Below are 23181 nucleotides of genomic sequence, written 5' to 3'. Positions count from 1 at the left end.
TAAGACTTTAAAATTGGCCATCATACCCATATCTTCATGTTCCAGTTTATGGCAGTGCATAAGGTAGGTGCCTCCCTGGGTTTCGGGGGTATCAAACTTGATACGCACTCTTACGGTTTCACCGTCTTCCAGCAACACGGTATCTTTCCAACCATTTTCCCATGGGAAAAGCTGGTTTCTTCCGCCTTCCCTGGATTGTACCTGGAAGTATGCGCCGTGAATATGAACAGGATGCGGTGCATTGCCATTGGTGGTAAAGATCCATTCTTCGGTTTCGTTAAAAGGTACTTCCCAGTCTATACGATCCATTTCATAAAGCTGCCCGTTGATTTTTGACATTCCGTCGAAACTGAAATTTCTTTGTCTTACAGGATTTTCCAGTTTGGAAATGGAAGAAATAACAAAAGGCACATCGCTATTAACTAATTTGTTGCCTACCTTAAACTCCAGCAGTTCCCATCCTGAGAATTCATCCCGCAGCATTACAGATTCACCCGCAGCCACATTTCTGAAATCTACCAGCAGGTCCATACGTTCAGCAGGAGATGCCACAATATTGTTGATGGACACCTCATTCTCTAAGAAACCACCATCATTTCCTATAAGTCTGAACGGATCATTATTGCTAAGATTAAAACTAAAGATCCTGGCATTGGAACCATTTAAGAGTCGTAAACGATAAACAGCCCGGTCAACTTCAATAAATGGGTCGGTCGTGCCGTTTACCAGAAAGGTTTTTCCAGCAAACCCACCGCTTCTGGGTTTATATTCGATGTCACCTGCCCTGTTAAAAGTGGCATCCCTGATTATTAATGGAATTTCGTAATCTCCGGCCGGCAATTGCTTTGCCTGCTCTTCCTCGTCACGAATAATAAATGCACCGGCAAGCCCCATATTCACCTGCTCACCTGTTTTACCATGTGGGTGGGGGTGATACCAGTTGAGGGTAGCCCTCTGGTTAACAGTGAAATTATAATCGTACTTATTTCCGGGAGCAACGGCGAATTTGGGATGTCCGTCATTCTGGTGGTTCACCAGCATTCCATGCCAGTGAACTATGGATTCATCCTGGAGATTATTTACAAAGCTGGTCTGGAAATTACCGCCTCTTGAGACTTCGATTGTCGGGCCTGGAAAGGAATCATTAAAAGCCCAAACACTGGAGGATTTTCCTCCGCCAATATCAGCATTATGGGTCGCTGCCTTAAGTTGATTTCCGGAAAATAAATTTGGAATTTTCAACGGATTTCGCGGGCTGACTTTTGGAGGTTTACCTTTACGTGCCGATAATGAATAATCCAGTAATTCCTCTTCCAGCGTATCTGTGGCACATGAAGCCAGCAGTCCTAATTCCAGGGCCGCTACTCCCATGCTAACATTTATTACAAATTTCCTGCGTTTCATAATAAAATAATTTATGGTTGAAAGAACTAGTTATATCCTAAAAAGGATGTATGTGTAGGGTAGAGGATAATTGAATTAAATTACGGCTTATTCAAATCTTAGAACATGACGGTTGTCATTTTTAAAAGACATTCACTTAAGCGAAAAGGCCTTGTGTGTTAGTCTGGTTATCGATGGTTAGGAGCAGTTTTCCAAAATGTTTTTGTAATTAAGCATATTTTCAGGGACCTTATTGCCAGTTTTTACAAGGCCGGGATCGCCATTGTCTTTCTTCCTGGTGCTTTTTTGGTGATTTTTTAGTAAATTTCTAGGGAGACTTCAGAAATAATGTAGCCTTAAAGATTCGGTGCATTGATCAGGTACATTGTTGCCGTCAATCCCATTAAAAATTTAAATCCTGTAAATCCCATTTGTTTATGATAAGATCATTTTTAACCAGGGTCCTTTTTTTAGCTCCTATACTGGGATTCTCACAGCAAAACGACACTCTTGCAGAACCAATTATCCCTGCAGAAAAGATAGAGCTCTTAAAAAATATAAATATCACCTTCGGTATGCGTATGGATTTCCAGGCGTATACCTTCAGGGGTGGTGATAACTATTACAACGGGATACAGTTTGAAAATGGTTTTACGGCACTCGGGATCTCGGGGAAATTGCATGAAAAGGTAAATTTTCAATTTAGGAACCGCTTTAATAGAAACAGTGTTGTGCAAACCCTGGACCGCCTGGGCGGTAATATCGAACTTGCCTATATCGACATTAAAATAAGTCCTTCGTTTGATCTTTTGCTCGGAAAGATGAATGCGTTCTACGGTGGTTATGAATATGAGTTCAGTGCCCTGGATGTTCTGGAGTATAATGATATTTATGGCAATGCCCTCGCCTTTGTGACCGGGGCTGGAATTACCTTTAAGGCTATGGATAACCACCAGTTCGGGTTGCAGGTTTTAAACTCGCGTACACAGCATTATGATGACCTGTATGGCGATGTGGTTGCAGAAAATATCCAGGAACCTGACTGGCCGGTAGCCTTTGTTGGAAACTGGCGGGGAAACTTTTTTGACGGCAAACTACAAACCATTTATAGTCTAAGCCATTCTTATGAAGTAAGAAAGAGGGGAACCACCTTTTTAACCCTTGGGCATAAATATCAGAACCGGGATCTGAGCCTTATGTATGACTTTCATTATAGTTATGAAGAGGTGGATACCAAGGGGATTGTCACCAATCTTTTCAGTGAGGAACAGGTGGCCGAGGATGTGATGTATATTGAGAACTGGTTGAGGGCAGAATACAGATTCAGTTCGAAATTCAAAGGTTTATTAACCCTTATGACCAGTAGTGCTTATGATAACATCACCACCAGTAAGGAGCATATGAGAACAAGCTATGGAATGATCCCTACCATATATTACAGTCCGTTTAATAAAATTGACCTCCGGATTTACCTGGCTTATATAGGGCGATATTATGATTATTCAGATTATGCCATAGACGAACTGGGTGCATCCAGTTACAATAAAAATGAAGTGCGGCTTGGCTTTATTGCACCACTTTTGTTATTGTAAGAGAGCCTGACCCTGGCCGGCATCTCGCTTTTTTTCAGAAAAGGATATAAAATAGGAGTTAAAACCTGTTGTCAACACACCTTAAGCAGGCAACTTGTTAAATAAATTAGTTAACTTGTTAAGGCCAAACACCCTGAATTGTGACCCAGTAACCCGCCAGCTTGTGTTTGCCGGGACCGTGGTACCCGATAGAAGCTTAAAAATGAAAAGCAACGCGATCAGATATTTGGCCTTAGGCGGAGTGACAGGCTCAGTTCTGTTCACTTCGATCACCATTATATGTGCTTCCCTGCAAAGGGATTACGATCATTTGGATAATTTCATTAGTGAACTGGGAGCGACCGGTGCATCTACCGAATCCCTGATGAACTATCTTGGTTTTATACCTTCAGGAATATGCTTCGCCCTTTTTGGACTTGCTCTGCTTTTAACCGTCTCCAGAGGATTGGTATCCAGATTTGGATCTGTGCTGTTCATGGTCTTCGGTATTGGAATGGCCTTAGCGGGTATGTTCTCGTGCGATGCCGGCTGTCCGCCTGTTGGATCGATGGAATCTGGTATTCATGACGGGGTCTCTGCCATCGCATTTATGTCGGCAATTCTCGGCACCATTTTACTGGGATTTTCCTTCAGGAAGGTTAAGGAACTTTACAGTATATCACTTTATTCGATCATGACGGGCTTTGTTGCCCTGATCCTGATGCTGGTAATGATCTCTACTTTCGAGTCAAAGGACCTTACCGGTTTATGGCAGCGTCTTTTTCTGTTCACGATCTTCTTATGGACCATCATTACAGGGCTTAAGATCTATAAGAACTTTGAAAGACTAAGAACTATCCCGGAGTAAAGGATCGGGCCTTATCTTGTTTAAATCAATAAAGCCGGAATAGTTACATTAAATAAAAATCTAACAGATGAATAGAGTCCTCACATTAGTGTTCGTTGCATTATTATCTATAGCCTCCTCAGGGCCTGCTGAATATGATACGGTAATACAAAATGTTGAGCTCTTCGACGGCCATAAGGTTAGGGGTGTCGTCAATATTGCCATTAAAGGTGATACCATAGCTGCGATAACCACCGAAACCCTTACCGGTAATGATATGATCGATGGCAGGAGCAAATATATGATACCCGGAATGGTAAATGCCCATGTTCATGTTTCCAGTATTGAAAATTTACAAACCAGTTATTCCCTGGGGATATTATCCCTCCTGAATATGCATACGGGCCTGGAAAAGCGAGAACATAACTGGAAAGAGATCTCAAAGGATTCGGCCGGGCTTTCAAGATTATATGGAACGGGGCATGCAGCAACGGTTCCTGGAGGTCATCCCACTCAATACAGTCCTGATATGGAAACCATAAGCGATTCCATTTCAGTTGAAGAATGGGTGGATCATAGAATGAATAATAAGGCAGACTATATTAAGATAGTTCGTGACCATCATGAATGGATGGGAAACCCTCCTCTTCCTACCTTAAGTTATGATCAAATAAAACAAATAATTGATTATGCCCATAGTAAGGGGTACAAGGCAGTTGTTCATGCTAATACCGTTGATGAAATAACCAGGATCGCAGAATTTGGTCCTGATGGTTTTGTTCATATGCCCGATTTTAAGGAGGATCTGCCTGTTCCGGAGAGTTTTTACCAGACCCTGGCAGATCGTGGAATATTTGTGGTGACCACCAGCGGACTGTTATTAAAACCTATGGAAAATGTACCGCCTTTTGTGAGGGATTGGGTGGAGAACAATCTCCTGGATGTGTCACAACGTGCTGAGATAATAAAAAGAATGCATGAAAGTGGTATAATGATCGTGGCAGGGACTGATGCACAGCAGGGATTGATGAACTTTGGGACCGACTATTTTTTAGAACTGGAACTTTATAAGAAAGCCGGATTATCGAATATAGAGATACTTAGAACCGCAACCGGCAATGCATCCAGGGCATTTGATCTGCCTGTGGGGGAATTGAAGGTTGGCGGTAATGCCTCCATGGTATTGTTAAGCGGTAGTCCCATAAACGATCTCGGAAACCTTAAGAAAGTTGAACAGGTATGGAAAAATGGAAAAACACGGTGATCTGTATTGGATGTCTGTATCAGGAACTAAAGATCCTTATGTAAGGTCCATATTTAAAAATGACAACAATCATACTTATTTCAGATAGCAATATCGACCTTTAGATATAATAACATCAATATGGATCTTACTCATCTATACAGAATGATCCCTCATAAGGTAATTATTGCTTCTGCCAGATTTATTATTTAATAATGCTACCATGACCAAATATCAACATTCCCGGGACACTTCTATAGGCTCTAAAGTACGGGAGGTCATTTTTGGTATGGAAGACGGTATGGTTTCTACCCTGGGTGCAATAACAGGTATTGCGATAGGGAGCCAGGATCATTATACCGTGATCCTCTCCGGTACCGTAATTATTGCGGTTGAGTCTGTCTCTATGGCGATAGGTTCCTATATCTCCAACAGGTCTGAATACGAAATCAATCAGGGAAGAATAGAAGAGGAAAAGGAGGAGATAAGGGATTTTGCGGTCCAGGAAAAAAAGGAACTTTTCCGGATGTTCGTGCGCGACGGCTGGCCATCGAAACTTGCAAGGAAAATGACCAAAACTGCTTCAGAGGATAACGATCTAATGCTCAAAGAGATGACCTACCGGGAACTTTTATTAGCAGGAAAATCAGAAAATATCGTTTTTAAAAAGAGCCTCCTGATGTTCATTTCCTATATAATCGGAGGGCTTTTTCCGCTGGTTGCATATTTGATTCTTCCTATTAAGAATGCAATGCCGGTATCTATAGGCATAACCATGATAGGTTTATTTATAATTGGTTCGACTGCCACAAGATTTTCAAAAGTTACCTGGTATAAAGCGGGAGCGCGGGTTCTTTTGCTGGGACTTATAGCACTTGTTATTGGATATTTAATTGGAGAACTTGCTACTGCATATAAATAATGTCTTTAATCTATACCTGAAGCAGGCATCCATTAAAAAATAAGATAGAATCCATTGACACCTAAGAATAAGCTTAACTACCTCGACAAATTCAGAAATTGGGCGGCACGACTTAAAAAAGAGTTGAAAGCGCTGAGAATTGCCGTGATTGATAATCTGGTGGCATGGTATGTAAAGGCACTTATCATTCTAACAGTTGCTTATGCTTTGAGTCCTGTAGATTTAATCCCTGACTTTATTCCCATACTGGGCCTGCTTGATGACATCATCATCGTTCCGTTACTAATTTATGTAACAGTGAAGCTAATCCCGAAAGAGACCATGGAATATTGCCGGCAGCAGGCCGGGACTAGACAGCTTAGCAACAGGAAGAACTGGATCGCCGGCGGATTGATAATTCTCTTTTGGATCGCAATGGCAGCCTGGTTGGGAATGAGATGGATGAATGAATAAGCATGCCTGCATGTTTCAGCTAACCTGAGACCTTCAAAAGCATATATAAATTGTTCAATACATCTTGCTCGTGCCGGGTCCCCAAAAGATTTGGGTCTAACTAAAAATACATGGCAGAGATAATTCAGATTTAAAACATAAACTAAAATATTAGTTTAAACTAAATAATTAGTTATATTTGAATTTCATCAATAAATAATTATCATGAAGATCAGAAATTGTTTTAAAGTATTTTGCCTAGTAGGCATTTTCTTTGTTTCCTGCGGCTGCATAGCCCAAAATGTTGAAACACAGGCTGGCGATAAAGAAAATACTGTTAGCGTATACAATATAGATAATACAAAGGACCGTGCAGAATATGCACGCCTGGATCTGGATAGCACTCATCCAAATCTTTTGAATCCACAAATTTCCCAGTCAGACTATAATGAGGTAATTAAATCCTGGACAGATCTGCATCAAAGAATTGGAAAGTATCTTGCTGACAATGAATTTAAATGGGAGGTGGAAGACAGTACCATAACTATTGTTCAGAAAATCTATTTTAAGCCGGATGGAGAAATTAAGAATTACTTTTTCAAGATCCAGAATGATGAGGTTACCAGAGAAAAAAAAGAGCAATTTGGCAGTCTGCTGTTAAGTTTTGCCAGGAAGAACAGGATCAGTTTTCAGAAGGAGGAACAATTCGCTCAATGCGGAAAAACCAGGTACTATAATCATTAATAAATTACCCGGGGAAATAATTAAATTCATGAACAAACAGGACCAAGTCCCAGGTCCCGATCTTATTACGGCTTAATTGTTTCAACAACGACCCCTGTAGAACCTCACCATCAATCCTAACTAATCAAGTCTAAAGGGAGTACAATGGGGCCGCCCCGGAGTATAATAACTTCAAACTATTAAAAAGGGCATTTACCTCAAAAGGAATCCCGGCCATGAGTGAGAGGAAGCCGGGAATTTCAGGAAAAACTAAAATCCTTATTCCATTTAACAATTTCATTATCCAGCATGGCATCCAATGCCATTTGAACCGCCACCGCAGTTTTGGCGCCGGTAACCAAACTGGAAAGTGGAGTTGTGTTGTTGGTAATACTGTTCCTGAAATCTATCAATGCCTGTTTGCTGGGATTTAAATGATCCACCTGAATAGGAATTCCTTTTCCTTCTTCCCATGGTATTGTAGCTCCGGAAACCCCGTCAACTTCTCCTTTTTTGCGATTATCCAGGCCTTCAGGATAAAACCAGGCATGGGTGTAATCCAAGATCAGGGTGCCTTTGCTTCCAATCACCTTTATCTGATAATCATCTTTAGAATTGGTGGTAAGACAGGTGAATTTTGCTTCCACCCCGCCAGGATAACTATAGATAAGATGTATATTATCATAGGTTTCCCTACCATCTTTCCAGTAATCTATCCCGCCTACTCCCATGACCTGTTCCGGAGTAGCATCCAATACCCAGTTGACGAAATCTATCTGATGGGAACAAAGCTCAGCCACAAGTCCGCCGGAATATTCCCGGTACATTCTCCAGTTGATTAGTTTTTCCAGTTCCGGACTAGGCACAGGCCTGCGCCAGTTACCGTGACGATTCCACTGGCATTCAAAAGAACTGATTTCCCCCACTTTTCCATTCTTTATAAGATCAACAACATGGGTATACAGCCTTGAACTGTGATACTGGTGCCCGGTTTGAAAGATCAAATTTGAAGGCATATCCTGGAGAAGATTTTCGATTCCGTCGTATCCTTTTGCCAGTGTCTTTTCCCCGTACACATGTTTTCCAACCTGCAAGGAATCCCTGCCAATTTGAGAATGGGTGCTAAAAGGAGTGGCTATTAAAACCGCATCAACATCCTTATTCTCTAATAATTCTCTGTAATCTGAATAAGATCTGGCCTTTCCATCGGCTCTTTTGAGCCCTTTCTCTAAGTGCGATGGGAGTATATCACAACAGGCAATGACATTCAGATTTGGAATCTCATTGATTAAAGGGATCATTCCATTGCCGCGGTTTCCTGTCCCGATCACACCAATATTAATAGTGTCATTCGCCCTGCCATTAAAATTTAATTTACCGAATGCTAAACTTGAAGAAGCCAGGGCCAGAGAGGCCATACTGCTCTTTACCATGAAGTCCCTTCTTTTCATCTAATAAGTTTTAAATATTTTCAGGTTAGACTTAATAAATCTATCCTGTGATTATATTTTTGGTTCCCATCCCGGTTCATATTCACGGGACCAGAATTTATTCACTTTTTCATCTGAAATCCTACCCGTATTTTCATCAACCGAAAATCCGTTCCCGGCCCGGTAAGCCATATTTGCGTAATGGACCATCGCCATACTTATACTCGCGTCATCGATCGGGGCGGTGAGATCTGCTTTTCCGCGTATCGCATCAAAGAAATTTACCATATGCGCGGTGGTCATATCTCCGCCTCCCCCCAGCGCTGTACCGGCCTCTTCTGATTGAGAATTGGTGTTTCTCACGATTTTTCCGTTTCGATCTGTAAGAATATATTTTTCCCGGTCTACAAAAACACTTCCTTCACTCCCGTAAATAATCGTTCCGCGACCGCCACCATAGGTGTCGTAGCCATTTCTGCTCTTCCCATCCCACTGGATAACCTTATCATCAGCAAATTTGAAAGTCGCTTCCATGGTATCATACATTTCCCATCCGTCATTCAGAAAATGACGTTTGTTGGCTTCAACCTGTACATGCTTAGGGAAATTAACCCCCAGTGCCCAGCGAGCGACATCAATTTCATGTGTCCCATTATTCCCGGCTTCGGCAGTACCATAGTCCCAGCCATACCAGTGCCAGTTGTAGTCCCAGGTCTCCTGGGTATATTCCCGGCGGGGTGCGGGTCCCTGGAAAAGATTCCAGTCCAGTCCCTGTGGAACGGGGGTCTTTTGCTGCACGGGGACTTCTCCACGGGAATTAGTATAAAAAGCCACTGCTTTATAGGGTTTTCCAATTACACCATTATGGATCTCCTTTATAATTTCTATTGTATGATCTGAAGATCGCTGCTGGTTTCCCATCTGAACGACCTTATTATATTTCCTGGCGGCCTCCACAAGCTGCTCATTTTCCCACATGTTATGACTGCAGGGCTTTTCTACATACACATTTTTACCCGCCTTCAGGGCCATGACAGATCCCGGCGCATGCCAGTGATCTGGTGTTGCATTGATCAATACATCAACCTCTTTATCATCTATCACCTTCCGGATATCGTTCTCCAGTTTCGGCTTATGATCAATATGCTTTGAAAATTCCGCCAAAGCCTTTTCACGCTGACTTTTCATTACATCACATAAATACGTCAGTCGAACATTTGAGGAATCCAGTGCAACAGGCTCATAATAACCGCCAAGCCGTCTCCCCAGTCCGGCAATGGCTACATTCAGCCTGTCATTTGAGCCGATTATTCGTCTATAACTGCTTGCTGCCATTCCCATTGCGGAGTTTCCGGCAATAATAGCGGTACTCCCCAGAATGGTTTTCGAAATAAAATCTCTTCTTGTTGTCATAGGTATAGAATTAGAGTGGTTTGATCTTAATATTTCTAAAAGCTACCCGGTTTCCATGGTCCTGAAGGAGTATCCTGCCTTTTTCCAGTTCCCCAAAATTCGGCCATTTATCATACTTGCTTTCTGAAACCAGTTTCCTGAATTCATCAGAGCCGCGTTCATATTCCAGAACTTTCATTCCATTCAGCCAGTGTTCCACATGGCCGTCTTTAGAAATTATATGGGCGGTATTCCATTCACCAACCGGGTTGATCGGTTTATCGGGATCGGCCTTGATCAGGTCATAAAGTGAAGCCACAGTTCTGCTGCCTTCATGGTTTCCTAATTTGGCATCTGGGTGATTGTCATCATCCAGGATCTGATATTCCAAACCTATGGAAGATCCAGGGCCTTTATTAAGATCTGTATCCACATAGTATTTAATTCCGCTATTGGCTCCTTCGGTAATTTTAAAATCTACTTTCAATTCAAAATCACCATACAGGGAATCTGTCACTATATCGCCTCCTGCAGCTGATTCTTCTCCGCCACTTGCTAGAACGATGAGATTACCATCCTGGATCACCCAGCCCTTTTCCGGGAAATCATCAAGTCGTGCTCCTCTCCAGCCATTAGTGGTTTCACCATCCCAGAGTAATTGCCAGTCATTATCTGCTTCACTTGAAGTAAGCTTGTTTTTTGTCGTCTTTGGTTCCAGTTCAATTTTTTTAGTGTATTCTGAAAGACTATCGGTTAGGATCCTGATATTCTTCCACATGATCTGCTTTCCGGCTTCTTCATTTTTATCTATGGAATGCACCTGTAATCCAATAAAACCCTTGCTTGTTTTGTCATCTATAAGATGTGAAGTAGGTGTTTCATTTAACCAGGTTTTTATGGTGTCACCAATGGCCTCGATCCTGTAATGATTCCATTCATTTTGTTTGAAAGCCTTCTGAGCTTCGGAATCATCTTCGAGTGAGTACAGCCAGCCTCTGCGGCCTTCATCGTAAATACCCCCACTCCAGGATCTATCTGATGGATCAATTTCAACCTGGTAGCCGTGAACCCGACCGTTTTGATACTGAGGAGTACTGTTACTGCGAATCTGGATTCCGGAATTCATTGTGGAATCCACTTTAAAATCCAGTTCCAGTATGAAATCGCCATACATTTTTTCTGTTGTAAGGAAAGAGTTTGGAGTATCATGAACCGTTGAACCCACAATCATTCCGTTCCTAACCTCATAATTTGCTTCTCCACCTTTCTGCTCCCATCCACTAAGATCCTTTTCATTAAAAAGCTGGACCCAGGGAGTATCATCTTTCTTTTTATCCTGGCAGCTCGTGAAAAAAGCCAGGGTTAAAAGACATATAAATAATTCGATTCCTAATCTGTTTTTATTCATGGGATTTGATTTATTTTCCCTGTTAATATCAGGTTTTATTATTTTACAAACAACTTCTTTTTCAGTTTACAGATTTTATCCGGGGATCAATATCATCTGATATTACCCGCTATTTTTTCCTTAAAAGGATTTTACGACTTACATAAAATAAAAGTCTGGGGAAGCGCCTCCCTAAATGGCAGAAGGCATCGAACAGAACGATCCTAAAGCTGTGAGTAAGGAAGTGGCTTTAAAAATACCCGGGTAATGCTATTCATGGAATTAGCGTATTCCTCCAATTTCGAGATTCGCTGCCATTCGGGGTGCGGACCAAATTCAGACCAGGCTTCGGCATGAGCCTCCTTATCTTTAAATGCCAGCAAATAGGTTAGACATGGCATCTGACTGCCGGCGATATTAGAACCAAAAAACACCACTGGAAGGCCTACGTCTTCAAAGATATCAAACTCACTATCATTAAACATTTTGACTTTTCTACGGAGTGCATCCTCATTGTGACTCTCATATATTCTTAGCTCAAAAAGATTCGCTTCATCCCTAGGTTGTACAAGTTCAGGAAAACCTGAAGTAGACCTTATAAGGCTTGTGGATATTCTTTTGTATGGAATTAATTCTTCAGGGGCCTTCAGATATGAACTTGCATCCTGTAAGTACTTTTTGTCATGAGCCAGGGAATCTCTGCTTACCTGTAAAGCCTGTAAATTATCATAGGGTATAAGCAGATAAATTTTCTTGGGCAAACTCTCGCCAGCTTCCTCAAAGGCGCCTACGTTTACTATTCCCTGCCGATTCAATGCCGGAATAAGTGCCTGTTTAAAATAATTATGCAGAACATCTGCTGGTTTGGAAAACTCTAATTCATAGGTTCTTAACTCGTAAACCTGTTCCTGAGCAGTTACTGTTAAATAAAGGAAAAATAAAATTAAGGTTGATAAAATTCGCATATTGATAGTAGGTAAAGTTAATTATGGGATATAAATTTAAATAAATTAAACTTAAGACGATTCAATACAAATAGCGGGTAGACAAAAAAACATTAGTTTTATCAACAATCAACTCTAAACCTGGGCCTCTAATTAGTATTCATCAAAAAACTCCATACTTTCAATATTTGCAACATTTAAAATATTACTTCGTCATTTAGAGCAAAGAGTAAAAAATGAAATTAAAATCTTTAATCATCCTTATCCTTCTGTTATCTCTTAATTCTTTTGGGCAATCAAATTCCAGGTTCTCAAAAGAAGAAGTATTAAAGGATTTGAAAACCCTTCGTGAATCCTTAGAAGATGCACATTATAATCTTTACGCGTATATTTCAGAAAAAGAGTTCGATTCAGTCTATCATGAAGTAAAAGGATCCATAGACAAAGATTCGCTGAATTTGCTGGAAACCACCGGTATTTTTCAGCGATTGGTTTCAACTGTAAATAACGGCCACACAGGAATTGACTTTCCGGGACAATCGTATATGAAATATGCAGAGGCTGCGGGAACTCTTTTTCCTTTAGAAATTGCCTTTGAATATGATAGGCCATTGATACGAAAGAACTTTTCGGATAACAGCAATATTAAGACGGGTTCGGAGATTCTTAGTATAAATGGAGTATCTATGAAAGAAATTCTTTCAAGAATATATCCGCAGATATCTGCCGAACGTCCTTATTTTAAGAATGTCAAAATAGAACTGTATTCATTCCCCAGATATTACTGGCAGGTCTTTGGAAAGCAGGATGACTTTGAAGTTGAAATTCGCTCAAACGGATCGGTAAAAACATATTCTTTAAAGGCAGTAGACCTGATCGAAGGATACGAGATGAAACGTACTGAAGTGTTGAATGCTAAAATGGATTTAAAATTCTTAGGGCAGGCGGCTTATCTAAATCCGGGTAATTTCTCCGGCGATGAAGAAAAATACCAGCAATTCATCGATTCTGCTTTCGTGGAAATAAAAGAAAGAGACAGCAAGAATCTGATCATAGACCTTAGAAACAATGGAGGGGGTGATAATTCATTCAGTGATTATCTGGTGTCTTATTTTGCAGATAAGCCTTTCAAATGGAATTCCAGCTTTACACTCAAAACCAGTAAATTTCTTAAAGAACACGTTAGAAAACACAAAGACACTACAGATGCATATTGGCAAGAGGTACTGGATCATGAAAACGGTGAGATTTACAGCTATGAGTTTGAAGAATATCAACCACAACCCAAAGAAAAAAAATTTACTGGTAAAGTATTCGTTTTAGTTAATAGGCAATCACATTCTCAGTCTGCGGTGACAGCTGCTCAGATACAGGATTATAAATTTGGGATTATAGTAGGAGAGGAAACAGGCGATTATCCTTCCCTATATGCATCTATATTTCAGTATTCACTGCCCAATACAGGGATTCCTGTAAATGTTTCCAAAGGGCAGATAGTGCGTGTCAACGGGAGCACCAAAGAAGAAGGGGTGATTCCGGACATCTTTATCAAAGACCATTTGCTAGATGATGAAGATGAAATACTGGAGGGATTATTAAATAAAATTGATTAAAATCCCGGCAATAACGGGTTTCGGCATGATTGTTTTCAAGAAAGTGTAATTATAAAAATGCTTAAGCCGCGTTATTCTCAAAATATACAGTTGCAGATAAAAACAATCGTTTTATCTAATTTTTAAGCATTACCGTTATAGTGAATTCTTTATGTTGTATTTTCCTGACAACTATTAACCAACGCCTTTCCAGCCACCAGCTAATTATGAAATATTCTGTTCAAAAACTAAGCTTCTTATTTGCCCTTTTTTTATTTAGTCAGTCCTGTAGCACAGATAAAGCTGAAGATCTAAGGTCTTATGATTTAAGAGCTGATAACTCACAGGGGAATGAAATTTCCATCCCTGATGAAAACTTTAGAAATACCCTGGTTAATGCAAATTGTGTAGATACTGATGCTGATGGAATTCCGGATACAGATGCAGATTTGAACAATGATGGTGTGATACAAAAAAAGGAAGCAAATTCAATTGAAAGTTTAATACTTCATTTTGATTATGGGACACCGGTTAAATTTGTGGATTTATCTGGTATTGAAGGTTTTATGAATCTTAAATTTTTAAAAATTTCAGGAACAGGAGGATCCCTTTATTATGATGAGGCTTTAAATACGGAGAATCTAAACTATGATTTCAGCGATTTAAGAAAACTGGAATATCTTCAAATTAACCATTTAGCCTCCGAATATTTTGACAGCATCAATCTTTCAGGATTAACTAAACTGAAAAAAATAGATTTATCCGGGAATAGACCGATGAATTATTATAGTGAAAAAAATCACTTTATAACAGTGAATTTAGAGGGGTGTTCAAACCTAACGGATTTAAATTTGACAAATAGTTTTTTAAATATAGATTTTTGTCAGGCGCCTTCTTTAGAGGTACTCAATATGTTTTATTTGGAAGGTGGTGAACCGGATATATTTGATTTCCATTGTCTCACGAATTTAAAATGGCTTAATATTGGAGAGAACATGATTAGCACTTTAATCCTGAAAAACACTTCAGTTTTAGAAACCTTTTTAACTGATGGTATTGGCTCCAGTGGCGTAGATCCAATTTATCCTTACCCACAAAATATTTGCATCGATAATCTGCAAGAAGAAATGGTTCAAATTTCACCTTTAGTCGGAGAAAATACTATGCTTACTACTGATTGTTCATTTTAAAAGTTACTGGCAGGCAGAAAAAATATGCATTTGTAACAACTTCTAAGACAGGTGACTGGTAATTTTTATGAGAAATAAGTAACTTATACAACAAAACAGGTCCCAGCCAATATTCCTGATAGTTTATGGGATAAACCCTACTCAGGCTGGATCCATCTCAACCTTGTAAATATCTGATATGAGAAAGATAGTTAGCATACTAGTAATGGTATTCCTGATCTGTCAGTCCGGTATGGGGCAGGAATACCAAGACCTTATTCTAAAAGGGGTAAATGTTATTGATGGAAGGAATAATCTATTGCCTAATAGAGATGTGGTAATCAGGAATTCTATTATTACGGAAATTATTGAAAGTGGTTCCGGATATATTCCCGATTCTGTAATGGTTTTGGATTTAAAAGGAAAATTTGTTTTGCCTGGTCTTATTGAGAGTCATACCCATTTTGGTATGAGAGAGCGTTTTGAATCCACTGAACTGACAGAACAGGAATTCAGGCGTTGGATTTATAGTGGGGTTACAACGGTACGTGAAATGGGAGGTGATGCACGCCTTTCATCCTATGATAATAGATTAATTGCAAGAAATGAAATGCCGGGGCCTGACATTTATTTTGCAGCCACATTAGGCGGGCCGGATATGATGCGAAAAGACCTGAGACAGATAGGTGCTACTCAGGGTATAGGGGTAAAAAAGGCTCCCTGGGTCCAGACAATTACGAATGATATGGATATTGCAAATAGCATAGCTCAGGTTAAAGGAACTCAGGCTACAGGAATTAAAATGTATGCGGGCATACATGCCGATCTTATAAAGCGTCTTACCGATGAAGCCCATAAACAGGGTTTAAAGTCATGGTCTCATCTGACGGTTTTCCCGGATAGGCCCCTGGAAGTAGTAAAAGCTGGTGTAGATGTCGTAACTCATACCTGGGGTGCTTTCTGGCAGGATCCGAACGTAGATCCGTCCCGTAGAATTCCCTTTACCCACACCTCTTTTGAGAACGCCAGAGATGCAATTTTTCCATCAAACATGGAAAAGGTAAATGTAGGGGAACCGGAAATTCAATTATTATTTGAAGAGATGGTAAACAGAAATACAATTTGGGATGTAACCTATTCTATAGCTATAGGAAATTTAAAAATCAGGGAGGTCTATGCGGATTTCTTAAGGTCGGCATCTGATAAGGGAGTGAAATTCAGTACGGGAACAGATTGGTTCAATGATATCTCTGAACCTTTCCCAAGTCTTTATGAAGAAATTGAAGCTCTTGTTAATGATGGTATTTTAACCGAAATGCAGGTAATTGAAGCTGCCACCTTTACCGGTGCCAGAACAATTGGAATTGAAGATACCCATGGATCTGTAGAAGTGGGAAAAGTAGCTAATATGATTGTTTTAAACGCTAGCCCCCTGGATGATATTAGTGCCTTAAAAAGTATTATGCTCACTATAAAGAAGGGTCAGTTGTATTGGCGAAAAGACTATTGATTTTGATTGTTTCTTATAATCCTGGTGTGGGTAATTCTTATAACATGTCATTAGAATATGATCAGGACGGCTATGTGACCCATGGAATCTTCAACCATGATGCATCCTTTATAGAGTATCATGAAATAGAAAAACAATTACCAGCAATCCGAAACTTTATTTTTCATAAACATCTGTATTATAGATAATTACTGATTTTTTGTCGGAATTTTGGTATCTTTGATATTGTCACAATTCTCCGGAAAGAACTTCACCTCTTTTTAAGCTATTCAATTTATTTCATTCCGTTATGGATATGAAAATCCTAACTGACATGATGTAATTATTATGATTTGAAAAAATCTTAAAAACGGGGTTACCGAAAACCGATCAGAGTAGGCATCAGTAAATAATGAAGAAATGAAAAGATCAGACTTTTATTCAGCATTGGCCGGGGCATTATTAATTATCTTCTTAATCTCGGGTTGTAATAACAAGACAAATGAACCTAAAGAGGAAAAGCAGGAAGCAACACCTGAAGCCACTTTTGATCTAAAGACTGCTAAAACAGAGATCATAGATGCTAATACAGAGTTTTCAAAATTATATGCCGCCAGGGATTCGGTAGAACTTGCAAAACTATATACTGAAGATGCCAAATTCATGATGCATGGCTCACCTGCAGTAGAGGGAAGAGAAAATATTCAATCGGTAATGTCTGGAATAATGAATTCAGGCATTTCCAAAGTCGATCTAAGAACGATTAATGTCTGGGGTACCGAAGACCTGGTGATTGAAGAAGGAGAACTGACAATGTACAGGGAAGGGGTTGAGGTAGATCAGGGAAAATATATAGTACTCTGGAAAAAGGTAGATGGAGAGTGGCATCTGTTCCGGGATATTTTCAATTCTGATATGGCTTCCCAATAATTATTTAAGGCATACCAGCGTATACCAAAGTCATAAAATCCGGGTTTTAATATCCAAAAGAACCTGATAAGGGATTTAGCAGTTCCCGTCAAAAAATAATAGACTTCATTTATAAATCATAAGGTTGGTATCACCGGTATTTCAATTTTATCTGAAAACAGGAATCTTCCTTCTTAGTGATTTATAATCATATTCTTATGTAAAAAAAATAGCTGAAAATTTCGTAAAATCTGGCATGATTATTTATGATTTAAAAGAAAGAATTGTGCTGTGAGCAGAACTATAAAAACATCCGGAATGTTAGAAAGAAGACCCTTGTCATGGACAGTGATGGGTGCTTTGATCGCTCCCCTGGCTTTGATCGCCTGTTCCTATATTCAGGCAGATCCCGGGTTGAGAATGACCCCTATACTCGTAATAATCACCATTATTGGAGCCCTGGCCGGACGCCTCGGTTTTATAGTACAAAGATCGGGCAGACTGGCGGGATGGCAGCGACCGGTTTTATTAGCACTTAGTTTACTGGTTTATGTACTGGTTGTATTGCTGGGCTTCTTTTTGGCCAGATTAACAGCCTACTAAACAGAGGACCTTAACTTAAGAAGGACTTAAAAATGGCCGACAAAGTCGCGACCCTACTTCGCGACCTGTCATCACCTGTCAGAAAAGTGAATTGGCCATTAGAACTTTTATTTTCTTTTATAGAATAGCCCAGGGCCGTCGCAAGCCCACCAGTTGCTATATAACACCCTGTCTTCTTCATCAAAATAGAGAGTCTCTTCGGGGCCCGTGCAACTGCCAATAAGTGAACTGTCTTCAATATATTCAATTAAAATCCCTTGCCTCTCATTCTCATTAAATAAGCTATAGTTACCGGTAATATCGGATGTTTCTCCGTCCTGCTCCCTCAGCTTCGTAACGGTACCGTTGGACCTGAATATATATTCTTCCTGCCAGACCATATCTTCCCCGTTTGTTTCATGATTTTCCATATTCCCTGTCATCCTGAACAGTTTCCAGGTTTGAGGATATTGATTTACTGAGAAATCTTCTGTTAAAAGCCCTTCGTTCTCCCTTGAACAGGAAAAGCTTAATAAGATGGAAAACAGGATAAGCAATGTTCTGGACTTCATATTTTAAGCATAATGGTTATACTTTAGATACAGAGAAATATAAATGGTTGCGTCCCATGCCAGATTTAAAACTTTATTTGCTGGTTTGAGAGGAGAAAATATAAATTCGAAATTCCACTCCCACAGTTTTGGGGCTGAGTATTTTAGTTATATTTAATCTACATCTAATAAAATGAATTATGGAAATAGCGCTCGTCTTATGTTTGCTTGTAATAGCCATAATTCTATTTGCCACCGAAACATTCTCTGTAGATGTTGTTACTATAGGTTTGCTGGTGGTTCTAAGTCTTAGTGGTATTCTCACTCCCTCTGAGGCCTTTGCCGGATTCAGCAGTGATTTTATGATCATTCTTGCTTCCATCTTTGTTATTTCCGGAGCGCTTTCTGAAACCGGGCTTCTGGATAAACTTGGTTCCAAGCTGATAAAAGGAATAAATAGCAAATCTTTATTTATTGCCTATACCATGCTTATTACGGGTTCATTTTCGGCATTTATGAACAATACCACTGTAACAGCCCTGGTCACCGGACCTGTGGTGGGAATGTGCAGAAAGTTGAACATAAGCCCTTCAAAAGTACTTATTCCCGTGGCCTATTCATCCATACTCGGTGGGACCTGCACTTTAATTGGAACTTCCACCAATGTTGCCGTTAGTGGTTACATTGCGAGTGTGGGACTCGAGCCTTTACATTTTTTTGAGATTATATGGATAGGACTTATTCTATGTGTTGTGGGTATAGTGTTTATGCTGGTGTTCTGGCGCAGATTACTTCCAGATAGAAAGGAGGGTAGCTTTACTGAGGATTATAAGATCAAACAATACCTCACCGAGATAGTCATTCCCCCGGGCTCAAGCCTTATTGGAGAACACGCCTTCCATTCAGAACTTGCTCACTGGGAAGTGAAGATCATAAAGGTGATCCGAAGAAAGGATGAAATTATTCCAACCCCTTCTACCATAATTGAGGTTGAGGATATTCTGCTGGTAGAATGTAAAGTAGATGATCTCATAAAGGTCAAAGAGCATGCAGGTCTGCATGTACGGGCAGATACCATTGGACAAAAAGAGATACAAAGTGATAAGGTAAGGCTGGTGGAGGTACTTGTCACTCCCGGTTCAAGGCTCGTGGATCGTACACTGAAGGAGGCCAGGTTCCGGCAGAATTATGGACTCGTTGTCCTTGCCATACATCGCTTTGAGGGAATGGTTTCGAAAAAGATTGGCAATGTTAGGCTTAAGATCGGGGATGTCCTGCTGGTACAGGGAACCGAGGAGACGATAGACGCTATTCGAAATTCCACTGAATTTTCGGTAATGGGAGACTTTAGAGTGAATATGTTCAAGGAAAGAAAAGGTATCTTTTCTGCTGTGATATTCCTTTTGGCAATAATCGCTGGGTCATTGGAACTGGTGCCACTTTCGGTCGCATTCCTCACGGCCGCCCTGGTGACGGTGATGGTTGGCGCCCTGCATGTGGAGAGGGCTTATGAAATAATGAACTGGAAACTGCTTATCCTCATTGGTGGGATGAGTGCTTTTGGTACCGCCATGCACAATTCTGGTGCTTCCGAATTCCTGGCGAACAATATGGTTGGCCTCCTTGGTGGCATGGGTGCTATCTGGGTGCTGGCCGGGTTTGTGATCCTCGTGATCCTGCTTACCCAGCCTATGTCTAATGCGGCAGCCGCACTGGTTATCCTGCCGGTTGCCATGGATGCCGCCGACATACTCCAGGCCGATCCACGTACCTTTGCCATTGCCATCATGCTTGGTGCTTCCGTCTCCCTGATAACTCCTTTTGAACCTTCATGTATCCTGGTTTACGGCCCTGGGAAATATAAATTTATGGATTTTATAAAAGCAGGAGTCCCTTTAACAATCATACTTCTCATCATAATACTATTACTGGTCCCTGTCTTCTGGCAAATGTGATCATATTAGGAACAGATAATTTTAATTTAGCATAGTCTTAAAAGAATTTTTCCATGGTTCTCAGTATTTTAGAGAAACAGCAAAATTTAAAGAAATGCCAGAATTACCAGAAGTTGCATATTACAAGAAATATGTTGATGCAACGGCACTGCATAAAAAGATCAGACTGGTGAGATGCCCGGAAGCGAAAATTCTTCAGGCTCCTCAAAAGGATTTTGAAAATAAACTCATGGGAACTGAGTTTATTAAAGCCATACGTCACGGAAAATATCTTTTTCTTGAAACGTCAGATGGAGGATTCCTGATCTTTCATTTTGGGATGACCGGAAAATTCGATTTTTCTCATGAAGAGGATCCGCCAGAATATACCAGATTCTATATAGCTTTTAAGGATTCTTCAAAGTTGTTCTTTATCTGTCCGCGCAAGCTGGGTAAGATCTACCTGGCTGATAGTATGCAGGATTTTCTAGAAGAACATTCTCTGGGGAAAGATGCCCTGGATATCGATAAAAATGAATTCAGGGAAATTCTGAATAATAAAAGAGGAAGCATTAAGGGAGCACTTACCAATCAGAGCCTTATTGCCGGAATTGGTAATATGTATGCCGATGAGATCCTTTTTCAGACCCGTATCCACCCTAAGACCTCTGTGAATGAGTTATTAGAAAAGCAACTTGATAAGATTTATGAACAGATGGGAGAAGTGATGGAAACCGTCATTCAAAGCAAAGAAAAGGATTCCGGACTCCCTTCAGATTATCTCACCCGGCATAGGGAAGAAGGTGCGGCATGCCCTAACTGTGGTGGAAAGGTCGAACTGATCAAAATTTCAGGCAGGAGCACCTATTACTGTCCATCCTGTCAAAAAGAGAAATAATGAAGCTGTTTATAGGTTGTTCCGGCTGGAATTACAAAGACTGGAAGGGAAAATTTTATCCTGAAGATCTTGCAAAGAAGAACTGGCTGGAACATTACATGAGCGTTTTCAATACAGTAGAAGTAAATGCGACTTTTTACAGACTTCCAAAAGACTCCACTTTAGAGAAATGGAAAAGATCGGCTTACAGGAAAGATTTCAACTTTACCCTTAAGGGAAGCCGGTATGTTACCCATATGAAAAAGCTTAATGAGCCTGAAGACGGTATCCGGAAATTTGAAGATGCGGCTGAGGTGATGAAGACAAAACTTGGCTGTATTCTCTGGCAGTTGCCACCCAGCCTGCACCGGGATGATGAAAAGCTAAGGAGTTTATGTAAACTTCTTAAAGGAAGTAATAAGAATGTTATAGAATTTAGACATGAAAGCTGGTTCACTAATGAAGTATATGATATACTGAATCAGTATAAAATAAGTTTCTGTTCCATATCGACACCAAAATTTCCCGAAGAGATGATCGTTACAGGTAAAGTAGCCTATCTGCGCATGCATGGCAAGGGAAGGAAATGGTATGATTATAATTATTCTTTAAATGAACTGAAATCCTGGAAGAGGAAAATTGCCAGTTGCGGGGCAGAAGAAGTATATGTCTATTTCAATAACGATGTTGGGGCCAACGCACCTGGAAATGCAAAGGATTTGATAGAGATGTTTGATTAAAGGCTGTTTTTTTAATTGATTTTCAGTGCTTTAATGCGTAAATTTATGTTATTAGTTCAGATCATGAAAAATACGCCGTCGCCATATCAGATTCACTGGCCATTCAAAATAAGAATTAAAAGGCCGGGCCACAGATTTCCGGTGATTTTAGGCGTTATTTTACTGATCTTACCTTTCCTCTTCCTTACCGGTGTGATCTTTAAACATTATCTGCAGATAGATATGTGGATTTTTACTTCGGTCTATGAATGGATCGTAAACAGTGATCAGAAATATGGTGATGCATCAATCGTAAACTGGACAATAAGATTCTTTTTGCTGGGGGGACCATTCATTGCCTTTCTGCTTAATTTTCTTCTCATCTTTCAGCAAAAAAAGACGGCTAGTTTCAGTCTGAGCTATAAATGGATCAATCTCCTTATCATACTTTCCGGGGCTCTGCTTTGTATTATTTTTCTCAGTTACCTTATGATGGAGAATCTGATGCCGCCAAATTAACCGGAATTTCGCTTAACTTGTTTGGTGATTAATCAGGTATTTTATGAAAAGAACTCCTCTTTACTTAATATTAGTGATACTTTTAACTTCATGCGACTCGAAGGAAAAGGAAACAGATATTGAGAAATGGAAAAATGAGATCATGGAAACCGAAGCGGCATTTGCTGAAATGGCCCATAATGAAGGAATTCCCAAAGCTTTTCTCTACTATGCGGCAGAAGACGTTGCCGTTTTGAGAAATGACACACTTATCCTTGGTAGGGAAGCTCTGAAGAAAAGCTATAAGAACCTGCAAAAGAATGAGAATGTCAGTCTTACCTGGAAACCAGATTTTGTAGATGTTTCCTCATCAGGAGACCTTGGGTATACTTACGGGAAATATGTTTATATGATGACAGATTCACTGGGAAACCTAAATACTTCGGAAGGCATCTTCCATACAGTCTGGAAAAGACAGCCCGATGGACAGTGGAAATTTGTCTGGGATTAATACATAAATCAAGAGATTAAGAAACATATCTTTAATCTGTAATTATTTATTCTTCATACTTGTTAAATAATCTTTA

Annotated in this window: 22 protein-coding genes; 16 read left to right on the top strand and 6 right to left on the bottom strand. The window is 40.1% G+C overall.

Annotated elements, in window-relative coordinates:
- The coding region (locus LU635_RS04910; RefSeq protein ID WP_240096803.1) for a multicopper oxidase family protein at positions 1–1404 on the bottom strand (1404 nt) is incomplete at its 3' end.
- Positions 1405–1820: 416 nt separating this feature from the next.
- Here LU635_RS04910 and LU635_RS04905 point away from each other — a divergent pair.
- The 6 genes from LU635_RS04905 (at position 1821) to LU635_RS04880 (ending at position 7142) form a co-directional block, all read left to right on the top strand.
- The gene (locus tag LU635_RS04905; RefSeq protein WP_240096802.1) at positions 1821–2975 is read left to right on the top strand and encodes a porin; all 1155 of its coding nucleotides are present in this window, start codon (positions 1821–1823) and stop codon (positions 2973–2975) included.
- A 202-nt stretch (positions 2976–3177) separates the two neighbouring features.
- The gene (locus LU635_RS04900) at positions 3178–3822 is read left to right on the top strand and encodes a DUF998 domain-containing protein (protein WP_240096800.1); all 645 of its coding nucleotides are present in this window, start codon (positions 3178–3180) and stop codon (positions 3820–3822) included.
- 67 nt (positions 3823–3889) lie between these two features.
- Positions 3890–5065 (top strand): amidohydrolase family protein, encoded by a 1176-nt coding sequence (locus LU635_RS04895; protein WP_240096798.1) that lies wholly within the window; start codon positions 3890–3892, stop codon positions 5063–5065.
- Positions 5066–5267: 202 nt separating this feature from the next.
- Positions 5268–5966, top strand: coding sequence for a VIT1/CCC1 transporter family protein (locus LU635_RS04890; RefSeq protein ID WP_240096795.1), 699 nt, complete (start codon positions 5268–5270; stop codon positions 5964–5966).
- A gap of 54 nt (positions 5967–6020) precedes the next feature.
- On the top strand, positions 6021–6419 hold the full coding sequence (locus LU635_RS17205) for a YkvA family protein (protein ID WP_423738485.1): 399 nt from the start codon (positions 6021–6023) through the stop codon (positions 6417–6419).
- Between the two features lie 204 nt (positions 6420–6623).
- Entirely contained in the window at positions 6624–7142 is a 519-nt protein-coding gene (locus tag LU635_RS04880) for a hypothetical protein (RefSeq protein WP_240096793.1), read from the top strand.
- 239 nt (positions 7143–7381) lie between these two features.
- On the opposite strand, the gene LU635_RS04875 is transcribed toward LU635_RS04880, so the two are convergent.
- The 4 genes from LU635_RS04875 to LU635_RS04860 form a co-directional block, all read right to left on the bottom strand.
- A complete protein-coding gene (locus LU635_RS04875) occupies positions 7382–8572 on the bottom strand; it encodes a Gfo/Idh/MocA family protein (RefSeq protein ID WP_240096791.1) in 1191 nt (396 codons plus the stop codon).
- Positions 8573–8623: 51 nt separating this feature from the next.
- Positions 8624–9964: a Gfo/Idh/MocA family protein gene (locus LU635_RS04870; protein ID WP_240096789.1), complete on the bottom strand. Its 1341-nt coding sequence runs from the start codon at positions 9962–9964 to the stop codon at positions 8624–8626.
- Between the two features lie 10 nt (positions 9965–9974).
- Positions 9975–11351, bottom strand: coding sequence for a 3-keto-disaccharide hydrolase (locus tag LU635_RS04865; RefSeq protein WP_240096787.1), 1377 nt, complete (start codon positions 11349–11351; stop codon positions 9975–9977).
- Between the two features lie 203 nt (positions 11352–11554).
- Complete coding sequence (locus LU635_RS04860) at positions 11555–12295, bottom strand: NIPSNAP family protein (RefSeq protein WP_240096785.1); 741 nt, start codon at positions 12293–12295, stop codon at positions 11555–11557.
- A gap of 215 nt (positions 12296–12510) precedes the next feature.
- On the opposite strand from LU635_RS04860, the gene LU635_RS04855 reads away from it, so the two are divergent.
- The 5 genes from LU635_RS04855 (at position 12511) to LU635_RS04835 (ending at position 18036) form a co-directional block, all read left to right on the top strand.
- Positions 12511–13887, top strand: a complete 1377-nt coding sequence (locus LU635_RS04855; RefSeq protein ID WP_240096783.1) for a S41 family peptidase — start codon at positions 12511–12513, stop codon at positions 13885–13887.
- 206 nt (positions 13888–14093) lie between these two features.
- On the top strand, positions 14094–15056 hold the full coding sequence (locus LU635_RS04850; protein WP_240096781.1) for a protein phosphatase 1 regulatory subunit 42: 963 nt from the start codon (positions 14094–14096) through the stop codon (positions 15054–15056).
- Positions 15057–15234: 178 nt separating this feature from the next.
- Positions 15235–16545, top strand: a complete 1311-nt coding sequence (locus LU635_RS04845; RefSeq protein WP_240096779.1) for an amidohydrolase family protein — start codon at positions 15235–15237, stop codon at positions 16543–16545.
- 399 nt (positions 16546–16944) lie between these two features.
- The gene (locus LU635_RS04840) at positions 16945–17454 is read left to right on the top strand and encodes a YybH family protein (protein ID WP_240096777.1); all 510 of its coding nucleotides are present in this window, start codon (positions 16945–16947) and stop codon (positions 17452–17454) included.
- A 297-nt stretch (positions 17455–17751) separates the two neighbouring features.
- Positions 17752–18036 (top strand): hypothetical protein, encoded by a 285-nt coding sequence (locus tag LU635_RS04835; RefSeq protein WP_240096775.1) that lies wholly within the window; start codon positions 17752–17754, stop codon positions 18034–18036.
- A gap of 107 nt (positions 18037–18143) precedes the next feature.
- Here the strand turns inward: LU635_RS04835 and LU635_RS04830 are convergent, their stop codons facing one another.
- Positions 18144–18587 (bottom strand): hypothetical protein, encoded by a 444-nt coding sequence (locus LU635_RS04830; RefSeq protein ID WP_240096773.1) that lies wholly within the window; start codon positions 18585–18587, stop codon positions 18144–18146.
- 179 nt (positions 18588–18766) lie between these two features.
- Between LU635_RS04830 and LU635_RS04825 the strand changes: the two genes are divergently transcribed.
- From LU635_RS04825 to LU635_RS04805, 5 genes are all read left to right on the top strand, one after another.
- Positions 18767–20521, top strand: a complete 1755-nt coding sequence (locus tag LU635_RS04825) for an SLC13 family permease (protein ID WP_240096771.1) — start codon at positions 18767–18769, stop codon at positions 20519–20521.
- A 94-nt stretch (positions 20522–20615) separates the two neighbouring features.
- Entirely contained in the window at positions 20616–21398 is a 783-nt protein-coding gene (locus LU635_RS04820; RefSeq protein ID WP_240096769.1) for an Fpg/Nei family DNA glycosylase, read from the top strand.
- Positions 21398–22117, top strand: a complete 720-nt coding sequence (locus tag LU635_RS04815) for a DUF72 domain-containing protein (protein WP_240096767.1) — start codon at positions 21398–21400, stop codon at positions 22115–22117. The genes LU635_RS04820 and LU635_RS04815 overlap by 1 nt, the downstream gene beginning before the upstream one ends.
- Positions 22118–22180: 63 nt before the next feature.
- Positions 22181–22615: a hypothetical protein gene (locus LU635_RS04810; RefSeq protein ID WP_240096765.1), complete on the top strand. Its 435-nt coding sequence runs from the start codon at positions 22181–22183 to the stop codon at positions 22613–22615.
- A 43-nt stretch (positions 22616–22658) separates the two neighbouring features.
- Positions 22659–23105, top strand: a complete 447-nt coding sequence (locus LU635_RS04805) for a YybH family protein (protein WP_240096763.1) — start codon at positions 22659–22661, stop codon at positions 23103–23105.
- Positions 23106–23181 lie beyond the last annotated feature (76 nt).

Source organism: Christiangramia crocea, assembly GCF_022410465.1.
In the GTDB taxonomy this organism is placed as follows: Bacteria; Bacteroidota; Bacteroidia; order Flavobacteriales; family Flavobacteriaceae; genus Christiangramia; species Christiangramia crocea.
This window is presented reverse-complemented; position numbering and strand designations above follow the sequence as displayed.

Coding starts and splice junctions, on each gene's coding strand:
- LU635_RS04905 (WP_240096802.1), top strand. CDS start 1,821: ATGATAAGATCATTTTTAACCAGGGTCCTTTTTTTAGCTCCTATACTG.
- LU635_RS04900 (WP_240096800.1), top strand. CDS start 3,178: ATGAAAAGCAACGCGATCAGATATTTGGCCTTAGGCGGAGTGACAGGC.
- LU635_RS04895 (WP_240096798.1), top strand. CDS start 3,890: ATGAATAGAGTCCTCACATTAGTGTTCGTTGCATTATTATCTATAGCC.
- LU635_RS04890 (WP_240096795.1), top strand. CDS start 5,268: ATGACCAAATATCAACATTCCCGGGACACTTCTATAGGCTCTAAAGTA.
- LU635_RS04880 (WP_240096793.1), top strand. CDS start 6,624: ATGAAGATCAGAAATTGTTTTAAAGTATTTTGCCTAGTAGGCATTTTC.
- LU635_RS04875 (WP_240096791.1), bottom strand. CDS start 8,572: ATGAAAAGAAGGGACTTCATGGTAAAGAGCAGTATGGCCTCTCTGGCC.
- LU635_RS04870 (WP_240096789.1), bottom strand. CDS start 9,964: ATGACAACAAGAAGAGATTTTATTTCGAAAACCATTCTGGGGAGTACC.
- LU635_RS04865 (WP_240096787.1), bottom strand. CDS start 11,351: ATGAATAAAAACAGATTAGGAATCGAATTATTTATATGTCTTTTAACC.
- LU635_RS04860 (WP_240096785.1), bottom strand. CDS start 12,295: ATGCGAATTTTATCAACCTTAATTTTATTTTTCCTTTATTTAACAGTA.
- LU635_RS04855 (WP_240096783.1), top strand. CDS start 12,511: ATGAAATTAAAATCTTTAATCATCCTTATCCTTCTGTTATCTCTTAAT.
- LU635_RS04850 (WP_240096781.1), top strand. CDS start 14,094: ATGAAATATTCTGTTCAAAAACTAAGCTTCTTATTTGCCCTTTTTTTA.
- LU635_RS04845 (WP_240096779.1), top strand. CDS start 15,235: ATGAGAAAGATAGTTAGCATACTAGTAATGGTATTCCTGATCTGTCAG.
- LU635_RS04840 (WP_240096777.1), top strand. CDS start 16,945: ATGAAAAGATCAGACTTTTATTCAGCATTGGCCGGGGCATTATTAATT.
- LU635_RS04835 (WP_240096775.1), top strand. CDS start 17,752: ATGTTAGAAAGAAGACCCTTGTCATGGACAGTGATGGGTGCTTTGATC.
- LU635_RS04830 (WP_240096773.1), bottom strand. CDS start 18,587: ATGAAGTCCAGAACATTGCTTATCCTGTTTTCCATCTTATTAAGCTTT.
- LU635_RS04825 (WP_240096771.1), top strand. CDS start 18,767: ATGGAAATAGCGCTCGTCTTATGTTTGCTTGTAATAGCCATAATTCTA.
- LU635_RS04820 (WP_240096769.1), top strand. CDS start 20,616: ATGCCAGAATTACCAGAAGTTGCATATTACAAGAAATATGTTGATGCA.
- LU635_RS04815 (WP_240096767.1), top strand. CDS start 21,398: ATGAAGCTGTTTATAGGTTGTTCCGGCTGGAATTACAAAGACTGGAAG.
- LU635_RS04810 (WP_240096765.1), top strand. CDS start 22,181: ATGAAAAATACGCCGTCGCCATATCAGATTCACTGGCCATTCAAAATA.
- LU635_RS04805 (WP_240096763.1), top strand. CDS start 22,659: ATGAAAAGAACTCCTCTTTACTTAATATTAGTGATACTTTTAACTTCA.